Origin of the sequence: Burkholderia sp. Ac-20349 (assembly GCF_017104865.1) — a bacterium.
GTDB classification, from domain to species: domain Bacteria; phylum Pseudomonadota; class Gammaproteobacteria; order Burkholderiales; family Burkholderiaceae; genus Burkholderia; species Burkholderia aenigmatica.
The window spans coordinates 16,946-34,360 of record NZ_JAAGPM010000085.1; the positions used below are offsets into that span (position 1 = coordinate 16,946).

Annotated in this window: 12 protein-coding genes; 4 read left to right on the forward strand and 8 right to left on the reverse strand. The window is 66.7% G+C overall.

The window, feature by feature from the left end:
• From G3N61_RS40125 to G3N61_RS25055, 5 genes are all read right to left on the reverse strand, one after another.
• Entirely contained in the window at window positions 1–1,791 is a 1,791-nt protein-coding gene (locus G3N61_RS40125; RefSeq protein WP_205823842.1) for an amino acid ABC transporter permease/ATP-binding protein, read from the reverse strand.
• Between the two features lie 64 nt (window positions 1,792–1,855).
• Entirely contained in the window at window positions 1,856–3,208 is a 1,353-nt protein-coding gene (locus tag G3N61_RS25040) for an LLM class flavin-dependent oxidoreductase (protein ID WP_205823843.1), read from the reverse strand.
• Window positions 3,209–3,215: 7 nt separating this feature from the next.
• Window positions 3,216–4,265, reverse strand: a complete 1,050-nt coding sequence (locus tag G3N61_RS25045) for an LLM class flavin-dependent oxidoreductase (RefSeq protein ID WP_205823844.1) — start codon at window positions 4,263–4,265, stop codon at window positions 3,216–3,218.
• Window positions 4,266–4,317: 52 nt separating this feature from the next.
• Window positions 4,318–5,271, reverse strand: a complete 954-nt coding sequence (locus tag G3N61_RS25050) for an ABC transporter substrate-binding protein (protein ID WP_205823845.1) — start codon at window positions 5,269–5,271, stop codon at window positions 4,318–4,320.
• Window positions 5,272–5,327: 56 nt separating this feature from the next.
• Window positions 5,328–5,888: a GNAT family N-acetyltransferase gene (locus tag G3N61_RS25055; RefSeq protein ID WP_043186758.1), complete on the reverse strand. Its 561-nt coding sequence runs from the start codon at window positions 5,886–5,888 to the stop codon at window positions 5,328–5,330.
• Window positions 5,889–6,724: 836 nt separating this feature from the next.
• Here G3N61_RS25055 and G3N61_RS25060 point away from each other — a divergent pair.
• Both G3N61_RS25060 and G3N61_RS25065 read left to right on the forward strand, forming a co-directional pair.
• Window positions 6,725–8,449 carry an ABC-F family ATP-binding cassette domain-containing protein gene (locus G3N61_RS25060; RefSeq protein WP_205823846.1) on the forward strand — a complete coding sequence of 575 codons (1,725 nt, stop codon included), beginning with the start codon at window positions 6,725–6,727 and terminating at the stop codon, window positions 8,447–8,449.
• Window positions 8,450–8,743: 294 nt separating this feature from the next.
• Entirely contained in the window at window positions 8,744–9,814 is a 1,071-nt protein-coding gene (locus G3N61_RS25065; RefSeq protein ID WP_205823847.1) for a zinc ribbon domain-containing protein, read from the forward strand.
• Window positions 9,815–9,909: 95 nt separating this feature from the next.
• On the opposite strand, the gene G3N61_RS25070 is transcribed toward G3N61_RS25065, so the two are convergent.
• From G3N61_RS25070 to G3N61_RS25080, 3 genes are all read right to left on the reverse strand, one after another.
• The gene (locus G3N61_RS25070; protein WP_205823848.1) at window positions 9,910–10,944 is read right to left on the reverse strand and encodes a succinylglutamate desuccinylase/aspartoacylase family protein; all 1,035 of its coding nucleotides are present in this window, start codon (window positions 10,942–10,944) and stop codon (window positions 9,910–9,912) included.
• Between the two features lie 255 nt (window positions 10,945–11,199).
• On the reverse strand, window positions 11,200–11,475 hold the full coding sequence (locus G3N61_RS25075; protein ID WP_043186765.1) for a hypothetical protein: 276 nt from the start codon (window positions 11,473–11,475) through the stop codon (window positions 11,200–11,202).
• A 245-nt stretch (window positions 11,476–11,720) separates the two neighbouring features.
• Complete coding sequence (locus G3N61_RS25080) at window positions 11,721–13,271, reverse strand: sensor domain-containing diguanylate cyclase (RefSeq protein ID WP_205823849.1); 1,551 nt, start codon at window positions 13,269–13,271, stop codon at window positions 11,721–11,723.
• A 484-nt stretch (window positions 13,272–13,755) separates the two neighbouring features.
• On the opposite strand from G3N61_RS25080, the gene G3N61_RS25085 reads away from it, so the two are divergent.
• Together G3N61_RS25085 and G3N61_RS25090 are read left to right on the forward strand one after the other, a co-directional pair.
• Window positions 13,756–16,632, forward strand: coding sequence for a molybdopterin cofactor-binding domain-containing protein (locus G3N61_RS25085; RefSeq protein WP_205823850.1), 2,877 nt, complete (start codon window positions 13,756–13,758; stop codon window positions 16,630–16,632).
• Window positions 16,629–17,330 carry a (2Fe-2S)-binding protein gene (locus tag G3N61_RS25090; RefSeq protein ID WP_089452929.1) on the forward strand — a complete coding sequence of 234 codons (702 nt, stop codon included), beginning with the start codon at window positions 16,629–16,631 and terminating at the stop codon, window positions 17,328–17,330. The genes G3N61_RS25085 and G3N61_RS25090 overlap by 4 nt, the downstream gene beginning before the upstream one ends.
• The last annotated feature ends 85 nt before the right edge of the window (window positions 17,331–17,415 follow it).

The following is a 17,415-nucleotide window of genomic DNA, read 5'->3' on the forward strand; positions in this document are numbered from 1 at the left end:
TCACAGCACCCGCGACAGGAACGCGCGGGTGCGCGGATGCGTCGGCGCATCGAGCACGACGGCCGGCGGCCCGGCCTCGACGATGCGCCCGCGCTCCATGAACAGCACGTTGTCCGCGACTTCGCGTGCGAAGCCGATCTCGTGCGTGACGATCACGAGCGTCGTGCCCGAGCGCGCGAGTTCCTTGATCACGTCGAGTACCTCGTTGACGAGTTCGGGATCGAGCGCCGACGTCGGCTCGTCGAACAGCAGCACCTTCGGGCGCAACGCAAGCGCCCGCGCGATCGCGACGCGCTGCTGCTGGCCGCCGGACAGCTGGCGCGGATACGCGTCGGCCTTATCCGCGAGACCGACGCGCGCGAGCAGCGTGCGGGCGGTGCGCTCGGCCGCGTCGCGCGTGACGCCGCCGACGACGACCGGCGCTTCGATCAGGTTTTCGAGCACCGTCAGGTGCGGGAACAGGTTGAAGTTCTGGAACACCATCCCGACGGCCGTGCGCCGCGTCAGCACGTCGCGTTCCTTCAGCTCGTAGAGCACGTCGCCGTCGCGGCGATAGCCGATCAGTTCGCCGTCGATGTCGATGAAGCCGTCGTCGACGCGCTCCAGATGGTTGATCGTGCGCAGCAGCGTCGACTTGCCCGAGCCCGACGGCCCGACGATCGCGGTCACGCTGCCGCGCGGCGCGACGAACGACACGTTGTCGAGCACGCGCTGCATGCCGAACTGCTTCGATACGCCATGCACGGCCACTTCGCCGCCGGCGCGCGGGGCGGCGGCGGTCGCGGCGTCGCTATCGCCGTGAGCCTGCGCGACCGATGCCGCGTGGCGGGACGCGACACGCCGCCACAGCACGCCGAGGCGCGCAAGCGCGAACGTGATCACGGACGGCGGCGGGTTGCGCAGCGCCCCGCGCGCATAGTGCCGTTCCACCTGGACCTGGATCGCCGACAGCACGGTCAGGATGATCAGGTACCAGACGGTGGCGACCATCAGCAGCGGAATCACTTCGAGATTGCGGCGATAGATCACCTGCACCGTATAGAACAGCTCCGGCATCGCGAGCACGTAGACCATCGACGTGCCTTTCGCGAGCATGATCAGGTCGTTGAACGCGGTCGGCAGGATCGCGCGCATCGCCTGCGGCAACACGATTCGCGTGGTCTGGCGGCGGCGCGGCAGCCCGAGCGCGGCGGCCGCTTCGAGCTGGCCCTGGTCGACCGCGAGAATGCCGCCGCGGATCACCTCCGCGGAAAACGCCGCGTGATGCAGCGTGAGGCCGAGTACGGCCGCGAGGAACGGGCTGATCAGGTCGGTCGTCGGCGTGTCGAACCACACGATGTCGGTGAACGGCACGCCGAGCCGCACATGTTCGTACAGGTAGCCGAGGTTGTTCAGGATCAGCAGCAGCACGATCAGCGGAATCGAGCGGAACAGCCACACGAAGGTCCACGCGCTCGCCGACAGCAGCCGCGAACGCGACAGCCGGGCCAGCGCGACGAACCCGCCGAGCACGAGGCCGAACACCGCACCGAGCAGCGTGAGCACCAGCGTGCGCGCGAGCCCCGACAGCACCGGCGGCGACAGGAACCATTCGGCGAACACCGGCCAGCCCCATTGCGGGTTGCCGAGAATCGAATGCAGGACGATCGCGATCAGCGCGACGGCGAGCACGGTGCCGGCCGTGCGCGACCGGTGGCGCGCGGGCACGATCCGGAACCGCGTGCCGGCGTCGCGCGCGCCGGGAGAAGAGAGCGGCGGCAGCGCGCCGCCGAGGTGGGTCGTGTCGCTCATGTCGGTGGAAATCCTCGAATCAGTCGGGCGGGCGCGCCGCGCACGGGCGGCGCGGCGGCGGGCGTCAGGCGTGCGCTTCGGCTGCCGTTTCGTGCGACGGGGCAGGCGCCGCGTGGCGGCTCGCCTTGCGCGGCAGGCCGAGGTGGTCGCGCAGCGTCGCGCCGGGCAGGTCGCGGCTGTAGCGGCCGCGCGCCTCGAGCACCGGGATCACGAGCTCGACGAAATCGTCGACGCCCTGTGCCTGCACCGCAAAGCCGAGGATGAAGCCGTCGCCGGCGCCCGCGTCGTGCCAGCGGATCAGCTCGTCGGCGACCTGCTCGGCCGTGCCGATGAAGTTCGGGCGCGGCGTGGCGACCGCGAGCGCCGTCTCGCGCAGCGACAGCCCTTTCTGTTTCGCGTCGGCCTTGATCCTGTCGGTGGTCGAGCGGAAGCTGTTGCGGCCGAGCTCGCCGAGTTCCGGGAACGGCGCATCCAGCGCGTACTGCGTGAAATCGTGGTGATCGAAATAGCGGCCGAGATACGCGAGCGCTTCGTCGATCGTCAACAGGTTGCGGATCGCCTGGTATTTGTCCTCGGCCTCGGCCGCCGTGCGGCCGACGATCGGCCCGATGCCGGGGAAGATCTTCACGTCGCTGCCTGGCCGGCCGTGCTCGATCGTGCTCTGCTTCACGCGTCGCGTGAACGCGGCCGTTTCGTCGAGCGACGGCGAATGCGTGAACACGGCATCCGCATACTTGCCCGCGAGCCCGATGCCGGTGTCGGACGAACCGGCCTGGAAGATCACCGGCTGACCCTGCGGCGAGCGCTGGATGTTGAGCGGGCCCGCGACCTGGAAGAAGCGCCCGTGGTGATCCAGCATGTGGAGCTTGTCGCGATCGAAGAAGCGGCCGCTCGCGCGGTCGCGCACGAATGCGTCGTCGTCCCAGCTGTCCCACAGGCCCTGCACGACGTCGAGGTATTCGTCGGCGATCTCGTAGCGCAGTTCGTGATCGGGATGCGCCTTGCCGAAATTCTTCGCGGTGCCTTCGAGCGGCGTCGTCACGACGTTCCAGCCCGCGCGCCCGCCGCTGATCGCGTCGAGCGACGCGAGCTGGCGCGCAACCGTGAACGGCTCGCTGTATGACGTCGAGATCGTGCCCGCGAGCCCGATCTTCTTCGTCGCGACTGCAAGCGCCGACAGCACGGTGAGCGGCTCGAAGCGGTTCAGGAAGTGCGGGATCGACTTCTCGTTGATGTAGAGGCCGTCCGCGACGAACGCGAACGCGATGCCGGCGGCTTCCGCCTTGCGCGCGATGCCGATCGCGAAGTCGAGGTTGATGCTCGCGTCCGGCGGGTTGCTTGGGTGCCGCCATGCGTTCATGTGGCTGCCTGCGCCTTGCAGCATCAGGCCGAAGGGGATCGATCGTCGGGTCGTCATGGGAGCGTCACGCGTTCTGGTCAGGGGAAAGGGAGCGGTCGGCCGCGAGGGCCGCCTGCAACGGCGTGGCCGACAGCGCGCCGCCGAGCCATTCGGCCGACGCGAGTCGCGCCGCGTAGTCGGTCACCGGCGAATCGATCACGAACGCATCGACGTCGAGCCGCCGGCTCAGCGCGTCGAGCGCGCGGTGCACGCGCTCGGGCGTATCGGCCAGCACGGTCGGGCGCAACTCGTCGATCCGGTAGTCGGACGCGCCGCTCTGCCGCGCGAATTCGGCGGCCGCCTGCGCGCTGGCGAGATTGAAACTCTGGCCGCCCGCGAACTGCAGCTTGAAGATCTTCAGCGGCCCGATCAGTCGCTCGGCCTCGTCGCGCGTCGGCGCGGCCACCGCGTACAGCGCGACCAGCGGCCGTGCGCCGCCCGCGCTGCGGTACGCGTCCAGCGAGCGTTCGAGGTTCGCGTCGTCGCCGTTGAAATGCCCCGCGTAGCAGAAGCGCCAGCCATTGCGCGCGGCGAGTGCGCCGCTGTCCGGCGAGCCGCCGAGCAGGATGCGTTCGGGCGGTTGCGGCGGCACCGGCAGTGCGACGGCGCCGGCGAGCGGGTGATCTTCGGCAACGCCCCAGCCGAGAAACGCGTCGAGTTCCGCCAACTGGCCCGCGAAGTCCGGCTTGCGCGCCTTGTCGTGGAACCACTGCAGCGCGCGCGTGGTCAGCGGCAACCCGCCGGGCGCCTTGCCGATGCCGAGATCGACGCGGCCCGGCGCGAGCGCGGCCAGGACCTTGAACGTCTCGGCGACCTTGAACGGGCTGTAGTGCTGCAGCATCACGCCGCCCGAGCCGACGCGGATGCGCGACGTGTGCGCGAGCAGGTGCGCGACGACGATCTCCGGCGCCGAGCTCGCGAAGGCCGGCGTGCCGTGATGCTCGGCGACCCAGAAGCGCTCGTAGCCGAGCTGTTCGGCGCGCTGCGCGAGCGTCGTGGTGAAGCGCAGCGCGTCGGCGGCGTTCGCGCCGGCGGCGATCGGACTCTTGTCCAGCAACGAAAGCGAGTAAGACATGGTGAGCGGCGTTCCTGCGTGAGCGTGAATGGACGGTGGGGGCGCGCGGCGCTCAGCTCTTCGGCAGCCCCGGCGGATTCGTGCGCGACTGGTCGATCGCTTCCGATGCGAGGTTCCAGCGGTCGAGCACCTGCTGGTAGCGGCCGTTCCTGATCAACCCGTTCAGCGCGACGGTCAGCGGATCGGCGAGCCCGCTGCCGCGTCGCGTCGCGATCGCGATGTCGGCCGTGCGCGGCCAGCCGCCGCTGATCGCGCCGACGAGCCGCGTCTTGCCTTGCTGCGCGCTCTGGTACGCGAGCACCGAGTTCACGCTGAACACCGCGTCGGCGCGGCCCGACTGCACGGCGACGATGCGCATCGCCTGGTCGTCGTAGTACTGGATCTGCACGGGTTTAAGCCCGTGCGCGACGTTCTCGCGGTCCCACGCGAGCAGGATCTTTTCCTGGTTGGTGCCGGCGTCGGTCACGATGCGCAGCCCCGCGACGTCCTTCGGCTCGCGGATCGCCTGGATCTTGCTGTCGTTGCGCACGTAGAAGCCGACCTGGTCCTTGCGGTAGGTCGAGAAATCGAGCTTCTGCTTGCGTTCCTCGGTGACGGTGACGTTCGAGATCACCGCGTCGACTTTCCCCGATTCGAGCGCGAGCGGCCAGTCGGCCCACGCGAGCGCGACGATCTTCAGCTTGCGGCCGAGGCTGTCGGACACGAGCTGGCCGATGTCGGCGTCGAAGCCGATCACGGTGCGCGCGTCGGTCGCATACGAACTGATCGGCGGCAGGCTCGGCGCGATGCCGATCGTCAGCGTGCCGGGCTCGGCGAACTTGAACGACGCGGGCACCGCGCGCTCGACCGCCGCATCGGCCACGCCGCGCGGGCGGCCGCGCTGTTCGGGACTCAGGTCGAACGTGGCGGCGGCCGCGGCTGCGGCTGCGGAGAGCGCGGTCAGGCCGATCAGTGCGGCGGCCAGCGTGCGCACGGCACGGGAAGAAAACGGTACGGCTCGTTGCATGAAAGCGTCCTGTGGTGGCAAGCGGAGATCGGAGGGAGGCAGGGGCGCGGTCGCGGTCAGCGCGACAGCACCGGTTCGGGCACGGGCGCCCACAGGTCGGCCAGCGTCGACGTGCGCGACGGATCGGCGAGATCCTTGCCGAACCTGAGGTGGAAATACGCTTCGGGGGCGATCGACGGATCGAACAGCCGCGTATAGCCGGTGCGGTCGTACAGCGCCCACGCTTCGGGCTGGCGAAAACCGGTGGTCAGATAGAGGCGGCGATAGCCTTGCTGCGCGGCGCGCAATTCGAGTGCTTCGACGATGAGGCGTGCGAGGCCCTGGCGTCGCAGGTCCGTGCGGGTCCAGATGCGTTTGAGCTCGGCAGTCTGTGCGTCGTAGCGCTTGAACGCGCCGCCGCCGATCGTCTCGCCGTCGCGCAGCAGCAGCACGAACGCGCCTTCGGGCGGCGCGAACAGTTCGGCCGGGTAGCGCGCGAGTTCGTCACGCGCGGACGCACGGCTGTCGGGGCGATACGCGTTGTAGCGGGTCGAATACTCGTCGATCAGTGCGTCGATCAGCGGTTGCGCGCGGACGTCGAGCGGCGTCGTGTCGATGATGCGGTCGGTCGTGGCCATGGGCGTCGCGAAGGGCGCGCGATGCGGACGTTCCTGGCGGGGTGCGGGCACGCGGCCCGTCCGGTCTGTTCCGTTATCGCGACGCAGTTGTCGTGATGGCGGCGGCCGGTGTGCATCCTGCTGCGATGCAGATGGCGGACCGCCGCCGTTTCGAACACGTTAGCGGCGCGGCCGGCAAAGGCGAACGAAGCAATTTCGATAAGGATTTCGCGGGTGGTGTAAGAAGGCTTGCAGGGGGAGTGGGGTGGGGCGAGCGGGCGTGGTGGCGAGCCGCGGCCGTTCGAGGTGTATATGACGTAGATGACCGCCGTGGATCGGGCAGATGTCGTTGTTTCGATGGCCTATCAGTCATGCCGATTAGGTGCCGGAAGACGATGAAGCTGAAGGTGCTTGAATCACATAGGGCTACGGGCAACGCGCGTCATTCAATATGACGGTAACGGTTCCCGGTCAGGAGCCGTTACTCAGAACACGTTCTTTAAAGCAGACATTGGCCACCCAATAGCGGGTTGTCGCGGAGCATTCCGAGATCGCTCACGGAAAGGATCGGGAGCCGTAACGCCAGCGGCTTGTATAACCGACGTGAGCCGAGATAAACTCCAACGCTACATTCCACTCTTTTTAAAAAAGGAGGTAAATATGGTTTTGCTAGTGCGCCCACTGATGTTGGCACATTTATTCAGCACATTCGCCCGCTCCTGCCTGAGTTCCATCGCGCTGCGATAACCCGGTCAGAGCAAAGCCTTCTCCTCCCGAGTCCTTTCTCGACTCCTAGGTTGTCGCCAGCGCTCCTGTTGACAGGGACAAACACGTCCCGAAAAAACGAGAGCAAGAGCATGACAACGCTGATTTCTGCACTTTCCTTGAAACTGGAAACCGGACATGGCCCGCTATTCCAGGATCTTTCCTTTACTGTAAAACTTGGCGACCGTATCGGCCTGATTGGCCACAACGGCTGCGGCAAGAGCAGTCTGCTTGATGTATTGGCGGGCAGCCGCGAACCCAGTGCCGGTAGCGTGCAATATGCGGCAATGTGCCGCCTGCAACACGTCGAGCAGCATCTACCGCCAGGACTTGCCGACCTGACGACACGAGCGGCGTTGCTGGAGAGCGTCGGCGAGCAACGGGCGGAGCATTGGCGGGTAGACAGTCTGCTGGACGATTTAGAGCTTGCCACCGTGGCGGACACACCCATTTCCGACCTGAGCGGCGGTCAGCACACTCGTTTGCTGCTGGGACGTGCAGTCCTTAAGCAGCCGAATCTGCTGTTGCTTGACGAACCAAGCAATCATCTGGATCTGCCCTCGTTATTGTGGCTGGAAGATTTTCTGCGCCGCTGGCAGGGGGGCTTCATCTTGGTATCGCACGATCCGCGACTTCTGGACACCCTCAGCGACACAAGCTGGATTCTGCGCGATCAGCGCTTGTACAGTTTCGATATGCCGTGCAGCCGGGCCATGGCCGCGTTGGCCAAGGATGATGCAACGGCACAAGCGCGTCATGCAGGTGAGCAAAACGAGATAGACCGGCTAGCCGCCAGCAGCAAACGTCTGGCCATCTGGGGGCGCGAGCACGACAATGAGAAACTGTCGCGCCAGGCCAAGTCCATGCAAAGGCGTGTCGAGAAACTGAAGGAAGACCAGACCTTTGTGAGTCATGGCAGCCCCTGGCGCTTGAAGCTGCAAGGAAGACCATTGGCGGCGGATCGTCTGTTGGCGTTCGAAGGCCTGCATGTCCGCGCCCAGGCAGAAGAACCGATCCTGTTCGAGGTTCACGATTTGTGGTTGCGGCCAGGTGACAAGATCGCACTCCTGGGCCGCAATGGCACGGGCAAATCATCGTTGCTTCGCCAGTGCTGGAGCGATCTGCAGCAGGGAGATGCGCGCATGGGTTGGCGTTATCATCCAGCGGCGCGCATCGCCTACTACGATCAGTCATTGCATCAACTGGCCGACGACGCCACGTTGTCGGACGCGCTCTATAAATTTGCGCCAGTCGGCGACAAAGAGCGACGGCAGGCGTTGATTTCTGCCGGGTTTGCGTATGTACGCCATGGTCAGACCGTGGCCACGCTGAGTGGCGGCGAGCGGGCGCGTCTGCTATTTCTCGCGCTGTCCATGGCCAGCTACCACCTATTGTGGCTTGACGAACCGACCAATCATCTGGATATGGAAGGTAAATCCGAACTTGCTGCCGCGCTGGCGGCGTTCGATGGTGGTTTCATCCTGGTTTCGCACGACCGCGAACTGATCGAGCACAGTTGCAATCGCTTTTGGGCAATCCATAACGGGCGCTTGCAAGAATTGCCGGATGCTGAAAGCGCGTATCGAAATTTGTTCACCTCTCGTGATGCCGCTGCACCCGAGCAGATTCCGACGACACGGAACCCCACCGGTGTTCAATCCGCGAGCTGTGACGCTGAGGCACAGTGGCAACGTTGGTGTCAGTTGGAGGCATGGCTGGCGGCAGAGCTCACACGCAAACCGAAACATCAAAAGCCGCAACTGCAGGAACAGTGGCGGGAAGAGATGCGGCGACTGGAACAGGCGCTTGGGCTTTAAGGCGTAGGTAACGGGTGCGGTTCGCAGCGGCACGGCGACGTCCGGGTGGCTATGGCGATATGCAGCGACTGGTTCGGTGCCGCTTGGCACCGCCTGCCGCCAATATCCCGCGATTCCACGCCCGCTTCACTTTTTGATCGAACGAATGGCCGATCTCGAAAAGCTCGAGTGCCCCTTCCGGGTCGGCATGCGGCATCGGCGTGGCGCCGGGCTGAAATCGACGAGAAAGAGACAATCGACGGTTGTATCGGGATTGACGACAATGAAAACCATTCCAACAGAGGGCGAACAATAATGATGACTTCCGGTGACGGCCTGACCAGTCCGGCGCGGCTCCTGCGACTCGCGTCATGGGCGATCGCGATCATCTTCGCGGTCTTTCTGAACATGCTCGGCAGTCTCGTGATTCGCGACATGGCGTTCGCGCCGAGCGGCGGTCCGCCCGCCATCGAGCAATTCGCCGATACCCAGGCAAAGGCGCGGCTGGACGCGGCGCGGCGCCGTCTGCAGGCTCAGCACGACGCGCTTGTCGAGAAGGCCGACACGATGGAAGTGGCGCGCGGCCGCGCCGCGAAGGAGTACGCGGCCGAGAAGGAAAGTTTCCGCAACTGGCTGGCAACCCGCGCGGTGACAGGAGACAGTGCGAGGGACCCGGACCTTCTGGCGAGAACGCACAAACTCGATACGCTCCAGGCCGTGGTGGTCAACTGGCAGCATCAGATCGATGCGATCGGCGACCAGCAACGGGCATTGGCCTCGCAGCAGACTCAAGTGGACACGCAAATCGCCGAAGCGGACGCAGCAGCCGAACGGCGCTTCGACGAGGCAACCCGGCACTACGAGATCCAGGTGTTCGGGCTGCGGCTGGCGCTGACGTTACCGATACTGCTGGTTGCGATCTGGCTGTTCGTCCGTTACCGCAAGGTGCGCTACTGGCCTTTCGTGTATGGTTTTGGCCTGTTTGCGCTGAGTGCGTTTTTCGTTGAGCTGGTTCCGTACTTGCCGAATTTCGGCGGCTATGTCCGGGTTCTGGTCGGCATTGCGCTCACGGTATTCGCCGGCCTTTACATGATGAAGGCATTTCAGCGCTATGCCGAACGCAAACGGCTCGAATTGCAGCAGGATCAGGGCGCACGCGCGCGCACGATCGGATACGAAAAAGCCGTTCGGTCACTCGAAAAAAAGCGCTGCCCGTCATGCGACAAACAATGGAATCTCGGCGGCGACGATTCCACGTTCTGCGTACATTGCGGATTGAGGCTTTTCAATGTCTGCGAATGCGGCGGCCGGAATTTCTTCTTCTTCCCGCATTGTCACCAATGTGGCGCTGCGCAGGACAATGAGTTGCCAGGGGCGTCCGGCTGACGGTCAGCGTGTTCGCAATATGCACCGGCGCCGGCGTACGACGGTTGTGACGCGTTGTCGATATCCTTCGCGGCGGCGGGTTGTGCCAGTCGCGATCACTCGATGACACGCGCCGGCGTCGACAACTCCGCCAGTTGAAACAGGCAATCCCCGCGCCGCACCTGCGCGGGCACGCGCTTGCACACCACTTCGCCGTCACCCTTGAAGCGGTGCAGCACCGGCTCACGCAGCGGCGTATCGGGGAAATGCACCCATGCGGCCGGCTGCCCGGCTTTCACCTGGTCGCCGAGTTCGACGAGCGGCTCGTACAACCCGCGCTCATACGCATAGACGAAGTGGCGTTCGCCGTCGACGCGCATAAAGCGCGTGACGGTCGGCGGCGCATCGGGCACGAGCGCGCCGTGCAGCAGGCCGATATAGCCGAGGTAGTGCAGCAGCCCGTGGCGGCCGAGCCGGATCAGCGACGGATCGGCCATGCCTGCGCCGCCGAGTTCGGTCACGATCGAGATCGCGCCCTGGCGACGCGCGGCCGATGCCGAATGCACGGGGTTCGGCGCGTGCAGCAGCGCATTCTGCAACCCGAATGCGACCAGCAGCCCGTTGAGCTTCGCGGCTTCGTCGGCGTCGAGCGGATCGATCGCGAGCATGTTGCCGCCCTGGTACAGCAGCGAGCTGCCGCCCGAATGCAGATCGACCAGATACTGCGCGCGCGACAGCAACGCATGCTCGATGTAATGGGCGATCATCTGCGTCGGCGTGCCGGTCGGGTCGCCGGGGAAGCTGCGGTTCAGGTTGCCTTCGTCGAGCGGCGACACGCGCAGGCCCGCATCGGCCGCCGGGAAATTCGCCATCGGCAGCAGGATCAGCTGCCCGCTGACCATCTCGGGCTCGATCTCGCGCATCAGTTGCGACACGATGATCTGGCCTTCGTACTCGTCGCCGTGGTTGCCGGCCATCACGAGCGCGACCGGGCCGTCGCCGTTGCGGATCGACGCGATCGGGATCGGCAGCCAGCCGTACGCGGAGCGGTGTACGGAATGCGGCAGCCGCAGGTAGCCCGCGTGCTTGCCGGGTGCGTCGAGATCGATTTCGCAGTGGATGGGATTGCGGTGCGAGGAAGAGGCGGTCATGGCGGCATCGTTCGATGAACGGAATCTGCCATCTTATCGGGAAACGACCGCTGCGCGGTGTACCGGGCGCGTGCAACGCCTACCGCCATCGACCGGCAAGCGCATGGAGGCGTACGGGCGAGTTGCACAGCCGATACGCGGAACCCCGCGCGATGTTGCAGCGATGAACGCATGCCGGCGTGCGCGCCGGCCGCATTCGGGGGCGATGTTTCGCGCCGGCCCGTTGCCGCGACAGGGCCGGCGCGCGCAGCCGTCTTATCGGCCCGATGTTTCAGCTTCGATACGGCCTTCTTCCCACAGTGCCCAGAAACGGCTGCCGGCACGATACGGATTCGCACGGTGCGCGCCGTGATCGGCGACACCCTGGCGAAACGCGCCGTAGAGCGTCAGCGGCGGATTGTCGACGCATCGGGCTTCGCGTGCGGCCGGCATGCGGCGCTCGGAAACGAGCCGGCGGATCAGTGCTGCGCCGTCGATCACATCCAGTTCGTCGATGGTATCGCTGCGGCTGAGGACTTCGACGGTATTCATGTTGGGTCTCCCTGACAACCTGTTTCCCTGACAGGGAGCAATAAAAGTGCCAGGTTTGAAAAGCCTGGCGCCGATTCGATCGTGCCGGCTTCTGCAGCCAACGTGATGCGTGGCAGGCGGCGGTGTTACGGAACACGTCACGTGACACGCGAACGCGCGGCGCCACGTGCGGTCACGCAAAGCGTTTCGGGTTTGAATCGTCGGAGGAAGCGAACGCGGGGGAAAGAGAGGGCGGCGCAGCCGGGTCAGTTCACGGTGGCTGGCGCGACGTGGCTGCTGCCGCTCGAATAGAAACGGTAGATTCCCTTGCCGGCCGACTTCGCGTCGTACAGCGCGCTGTCGGCCTGCCGGATCAGTTCATCGGGGGAGCCGTGCCCGTCGTCGAGCGCGATGCCGATGCTGATCCCCAGGCTCACGGTCGCGCCGATCGACAGCGTGTACGGCGCGGAGATCTGCCGGATGATGCGCGCGGCGAGGAGCGAGCACGCGTGCATCGTCGTGTCGTCGAGCGCGACGACAAACTCGTCGCCGCCGATTCGTGCGGCCAGCTCGCCGGGCGGCAGCGTCTTGCCGAGCCGCTCGGCCACCTGCGTCAGCACGTCGTCGCCGGCGTGGTGGCCGAACCGGTCGTTGATCGCCTTGAAGCCGTCGAGGTCGAGATACATGACGGCGAGCGCGGGGCCCGGCGCGCGCGGCCGGCGCGCGAGCATCCGCTTGAGCTCGGCATGCAGTTCGTGGCGGTTCGGCAAACCCGTCAGCGCATCGTGCCGCGCGAGGTGCCGGATGTGCTGCTCGGTCCGGCGGCGCGCGGTGACGTCCTCGACGATGATCACCGCGTTGCCGTCCGGCACGCGGTGGCGCGTGAGTTCGAGCTGGCGGCCGTCGGCGAGCACGACGTCGAGCGGCGCGGGTTCGTCGCAGGTCAGCCAGAGCTCGCACTGCGTGGCGAGACTGGCGCCACCGGGATCGGTCGCGTCGTTCGCGCCGAGCGCCGCGACGACGGCCGGCAGCGGCGTATCGAGCATGATCTCGCGCGGCGAGCCGAACAATTGCGCGGTGCGCCGGTTCGCGACGATCACGCGTCGCTCGCCGTCGATCATGCACAGGCCGTGCGGCATGTAGGTGAGCGCGGCGTCGAAGCGCGCGACGAGTTCGGCGTTGCGCTGGCGAGCGGCGATCAGCGCGACGAGCACGCGATAGTGACGCTGGACGACCGTGCGCATCGCGGCGAGATAGATCGCGAGCGGCGGCAGCAGCAGCCACGCGCCCGACCGGTGGGCCAGCAGCGCACCGACGCCGATCGGCAGCACGCCGAGCGTGACCTGCATCATCGCGAGGCGCGGCAGCGCCGAATTGCGCGACGCGATCCCGCCGAACACGCCGCCCGCGACCATCACCGACAGCGTGCCGAGCTCGACGTCGACGGCCTGCACGCAGCCCATCACGCCGAGGCCGAGCACGAAGCACGCGACGAGCGACACGGGCGCATAGTGCATCGCCCAGTATTCGGCGCGGTCGTCGCCGGCGTCGCGCCGCACCGCGTACGCCCGCGCGATCGAGAGCCGCGCGACGAGCAGGCCGACGTCGACGATCAGCCACGCGAGGCACCAGAGCTGCTGAAGCCGGATCAGCGCGACGGCCGCGACGAAGCCGCTCGCGAGCCCGGAGAGTGCCATCGGGCGGACGTCTTCGAACAGCGTAACGAGCATCGACGGGCGCAGCGCGGCCGTCACACGGTGGTTGCCGGAGGGGGGAGTGGCGAGAACGGAGTGCAGGAGAGATGCCCTGACTGCCATGGTTTTTAACCTCGACACGATGTCGCGATGGCTGGCGGCGCCCGCACGGCACATGGCGGAAGCCCGGCCAGGCCGGATGCGCACGACATTACCATGAAACATGCGCCGCATCGGGCGCCGCACCGGCCACTAGTCGTAAACCACGCCCGCGAAAGTCTTGCACATTCACCGGCGCCACGGCAGCATCGTTGCGAACGGAATGCGGTTCGGCGACCGACGGGAGACCGGTCGCCTGGCAGGCGGCGCGGGTCCGCCGGATGCGGTCGATCCGATCGAAACCGCGGCAAACGATCACGCGACGGGGACGAATCGCCACCCGCGACCGGCTGCCGCAGCCCGGCTGAACACCGTTATAAGAAATTCGATAAGTATTTCATGCGAGAAATACTATAGGCGATATATCTAAAACAATGCCAGAATGCGCGCCGCTCCGAACGTCGCGACACCCGATCGCCGTCCGAGCCGCATCAGGAGGTTCCCCCCAATGAAAAACCACGGCCTGTCACGGCGGGGTTTTCTGAAAGCCAGCGTGCTGGCGGGCGTCGCAGTGTATGTCGCGCCCCTGGGCAGCCGCGCATTCGCGGCGCTCTTCGAAGAAAAACTCCTCACCCCCGTCAAATGGGATAGCGTCACCGGCATCCCCCAATTCCGCATCGACGGCATCGCGAAGGTCACGGGCTCGAAAGTGTTCGCCCGTGACGTGCGCGCAGCCGACATGCCGCACTGGCCGCAGCAGCAGTCGCATGCGCTGATCCTGCGCGTCACGCAGGCCGACCGCACCTACGAAGGCTTCGACCTTTCGTTGCTCGGCGACGACCTGAAGCCGGACCGCGTGGTCACGGCCGACGATCTCGCGCGCGACGGCGTCGCGTTCCCGGCGTTCTACGGCGACGACATGTTGCTGCCGTCCGGCAAGACGCCCGCGTATCTCGGCCATGCGGTCGCGATCCTCATCTACCACGACTTCGCGCGCTTCCGCTTCGCGAAGAACGCGCTCAAGTTCCGCGACGACGTGATCCGCTACGGCGCGGTCACGGGTCCGCTCGAGCGCGACCCGTGGGGCACCTTCCGCTATGTGCGGGTGGGTGGCAAGACGGCCTACGACGACGACGTCTATTCGAGCCTGAAGGACGCACCGATCTTCCCGAGCATGATGCGCAAGCACCTGCCGGTGTGGCCGGACGGCAAGGAGCACGGCAAGCTCGACGAGCAGGGCATGTTCCTGGCCGGGCAGATCGCCAGCGAGCTCGACCATCCGTCGGCCGACTGGCTCGTGTTCGACCGCGAGTACAACACGCAGTCGGTCGACACGTCCGCGCTCGAACCGGACAACGCGAACTGCTGGTACGACACCGCGACGCAGTCGCTGCACCTCGTCGTGCCGACCCAGTCGCCGCTGGAAGTGGCGGAGCACGCGGCCGAGATGGTCGCGAAGTGCCGCATGCCGGTGAAGAAGCTGTTCGTGCATCCGTGCTACACGGTCGGCTACGGCTCCAAGGATCACTTCAACGTGCCGTTCTACGGCCTGGTCTGCGCGCTGTACGCGGACGGCCGCCCGGTGCGTTTCGCGAACGACCGCTACGAGCAGTTCCAGACGTCGCTGAAGCGTCACGCGTTCAAGATGCATTACCGGATCGCGGTGGACCGCAACACGGGCCTGCTGCAGTCGTTCAAGGGCGACTTCGAGGCGAACGGCGGCGGGCGCTCGAACTTCTCGCCGTCGGTCGCGATGGTCGGCGCAACGGCCGCGCAATCGATCTACTACTTCCCGAAGAGCGACCTGGCCGCGGTGGCGATCGCGTCGCGCGCGATCGATGCCGGCTCCGCACGCGGCTACGGCACGCTGCAGAGCATGGCCGCGACCGAGATGGCGGTCGACGAGATCGCCGCGCAGCTGAACATCGACCCGATCGAGTTCCGCCTGCGCAACGCGCTGCGTTCGGGGATGAAGAACACGCAGGGTGCGATTCCCGCCGGCGCGCTGCGCGTCGACGAGGTGCTCGAGCGCTCGAAGCAGCATCCGCTGTGGACGCGTCGCGTCGCGCGCAAGGCCGAATACGAAGCGGCGAACCCGGGCAAGCGCTACGGCGTCGGCTTCGCATGCGTGCAGAAGGACTTCGGCACGGGCGCGGAAGCGTCGTTCGCGAAGGTCGAGTTCGACGAGAACGGCAAGGTGTCGCTGCAGCACACGGCAGCCGAGATCGGCACCGGGATGTCGACGTCGCAGGCCGTCGCGGTCGCGAAATGGCTGGGCCGCCCGGCGACGGAAGTGCGCGTGGCCGTGACCGAATGGCCGGACCTGCCGGTCGAGACCAGCGGCGATCCGTACATCATGTCGCAGGCCGACCAGGATCGCCTGAGCGCGAACCCGCGCTGGTCGCCGAGCTATGCGTCGCCGTCGAGCGCGACGAACTCCGCGTACTACTTCACGCACAGCACGCGCGAAGCCGCGCGCGCGGTGTTCCGCTACGGCCTGTGGCCGGCGGCGATGTCGATCTGGACGCGCGGCCTCGGCGGCGGCCAGGCCGCGCCGTACACGATCCGTATCGAAGACGCGCGCTGGGTCGACGGCAAGCTGACCGCCGACGGCCTCGAGCCGTTGAGCTTCGAACAGCTCGCGAAGCAGGCCTATGCGCTCGGCCTGCCGACCGGCGCCGTCGTGCACGTGTTCAACCGCTGGCAGTGGACCGACGCCGAGTTCGAAGTCGGTGGCACGGTCGAACGCTTGCCGATCGACGGGCTGTCGCTGCGCGTCGGCGCGCCGAAGACGGGCGACAACGGCCCGGTGCCCGGCACCGCCGCGCCGGCCGGCGCGACCGCGATGCGCGGCACGCTGGCGCCGACCGCGAACGGCTATCGCGTGCTGGACCGCAAGCGCGTGTTCATCCCGCCGACGAGCCGCAACAACGCGGCCGTCACGTACTACACGGCAGTCGGCACGCTCGTCGAGCTGGCCGTGCACGAAGCGACCGGCAAGGTCGAGCTGCTCACGCATCACTCGGTCATGGAATGCGGCAACCAGATTTCGCCGCAGCTCGTGTCGGGCCAGCTGCAGGGCGGTCTCGCGATGGGGATCGGCCACGCGCTGCACGAGTACCTGCCGCTGTATGAAGACGGCCCCGGCAACGGCACGTGGAACTTCAACCGTTACCAGCTGCCGCGCGCGTCCGACGTCGCCGTGTGGACGCAGACGGGCGACGTGCTGCCGCCGCTGTCCGAGACCGATCCGCCGAAGGGCGTCGCCGAAGTGGTGATGATCCCCGTCGTCGGCGCGATCGTGAACGGCATCGCGCACGCGATCGGCCATCGTTTCACCGACCTGCCGGTGACCCCGCAAAAGATTCAGGAGGTGCTCGCATGACGACCGCCCAAACCGCGGCTTCGGCCGCGAGCGCCAGCGCCGCTGCGACCGGCGCTTCCGCGCCGAGCGCGGCTTCGGCCGCACCGGCCTCGGCCCCGGCAGTGCCGGCTGCGGCATCTGCACCGGCTGCCGTCGAGCGTCCGCTCGTCCGGTTCCAGTCGAAGCCGCTGTCGATCAACATCAACGGCAAGTCCGTCGGCCCGATGCAGGTGCCGGAAGGGCTGATGATGATCGAGTTCCTGCACGAGTACGCGGGCCTCACCGGTTCGCGCCTCGGCTGCGGGCAGGGGATCTGCCACGCGTGCGTCGTGATCGTCGACAAGCCGGACGGCACGAGCGAGGAAATGCGCACGTGCATTACCGGCGCGCACTTCTTCCACGGCCGCTCGATCCGCACGATCGAAGGCCACGCGAAGCGCAACGAAGCCGGCGAAGTGGTCGAGCTGTCACCGATCCAGCAGAAGTTCCTCGAGCACTTCAGCTTCCAGTGCGGCTACTGCACGCCGGGCTTCGTCAACGCGGCGACCGTGCTGATCGAACGCCTGAAGCGCGAGCCGATCGCGAAGGCCGACGTCGAACGCACGATCACCGAATCGCTCGACGCGCACATCTGCCGCTGCACGGGCTATGTCCGCTACTACGAAGCCGTCAAGGACGTGGTGCTGACGACGCCGGGACTCGTGAAGGACGCCGCATGAAACGCACCTACGCTCACCGTGTCGCGCGGGCTGCGGGCCTGCCCGCGCTCGCCGCGGCCTGCGCGCTGCTGCTCGCTGCGTGCGG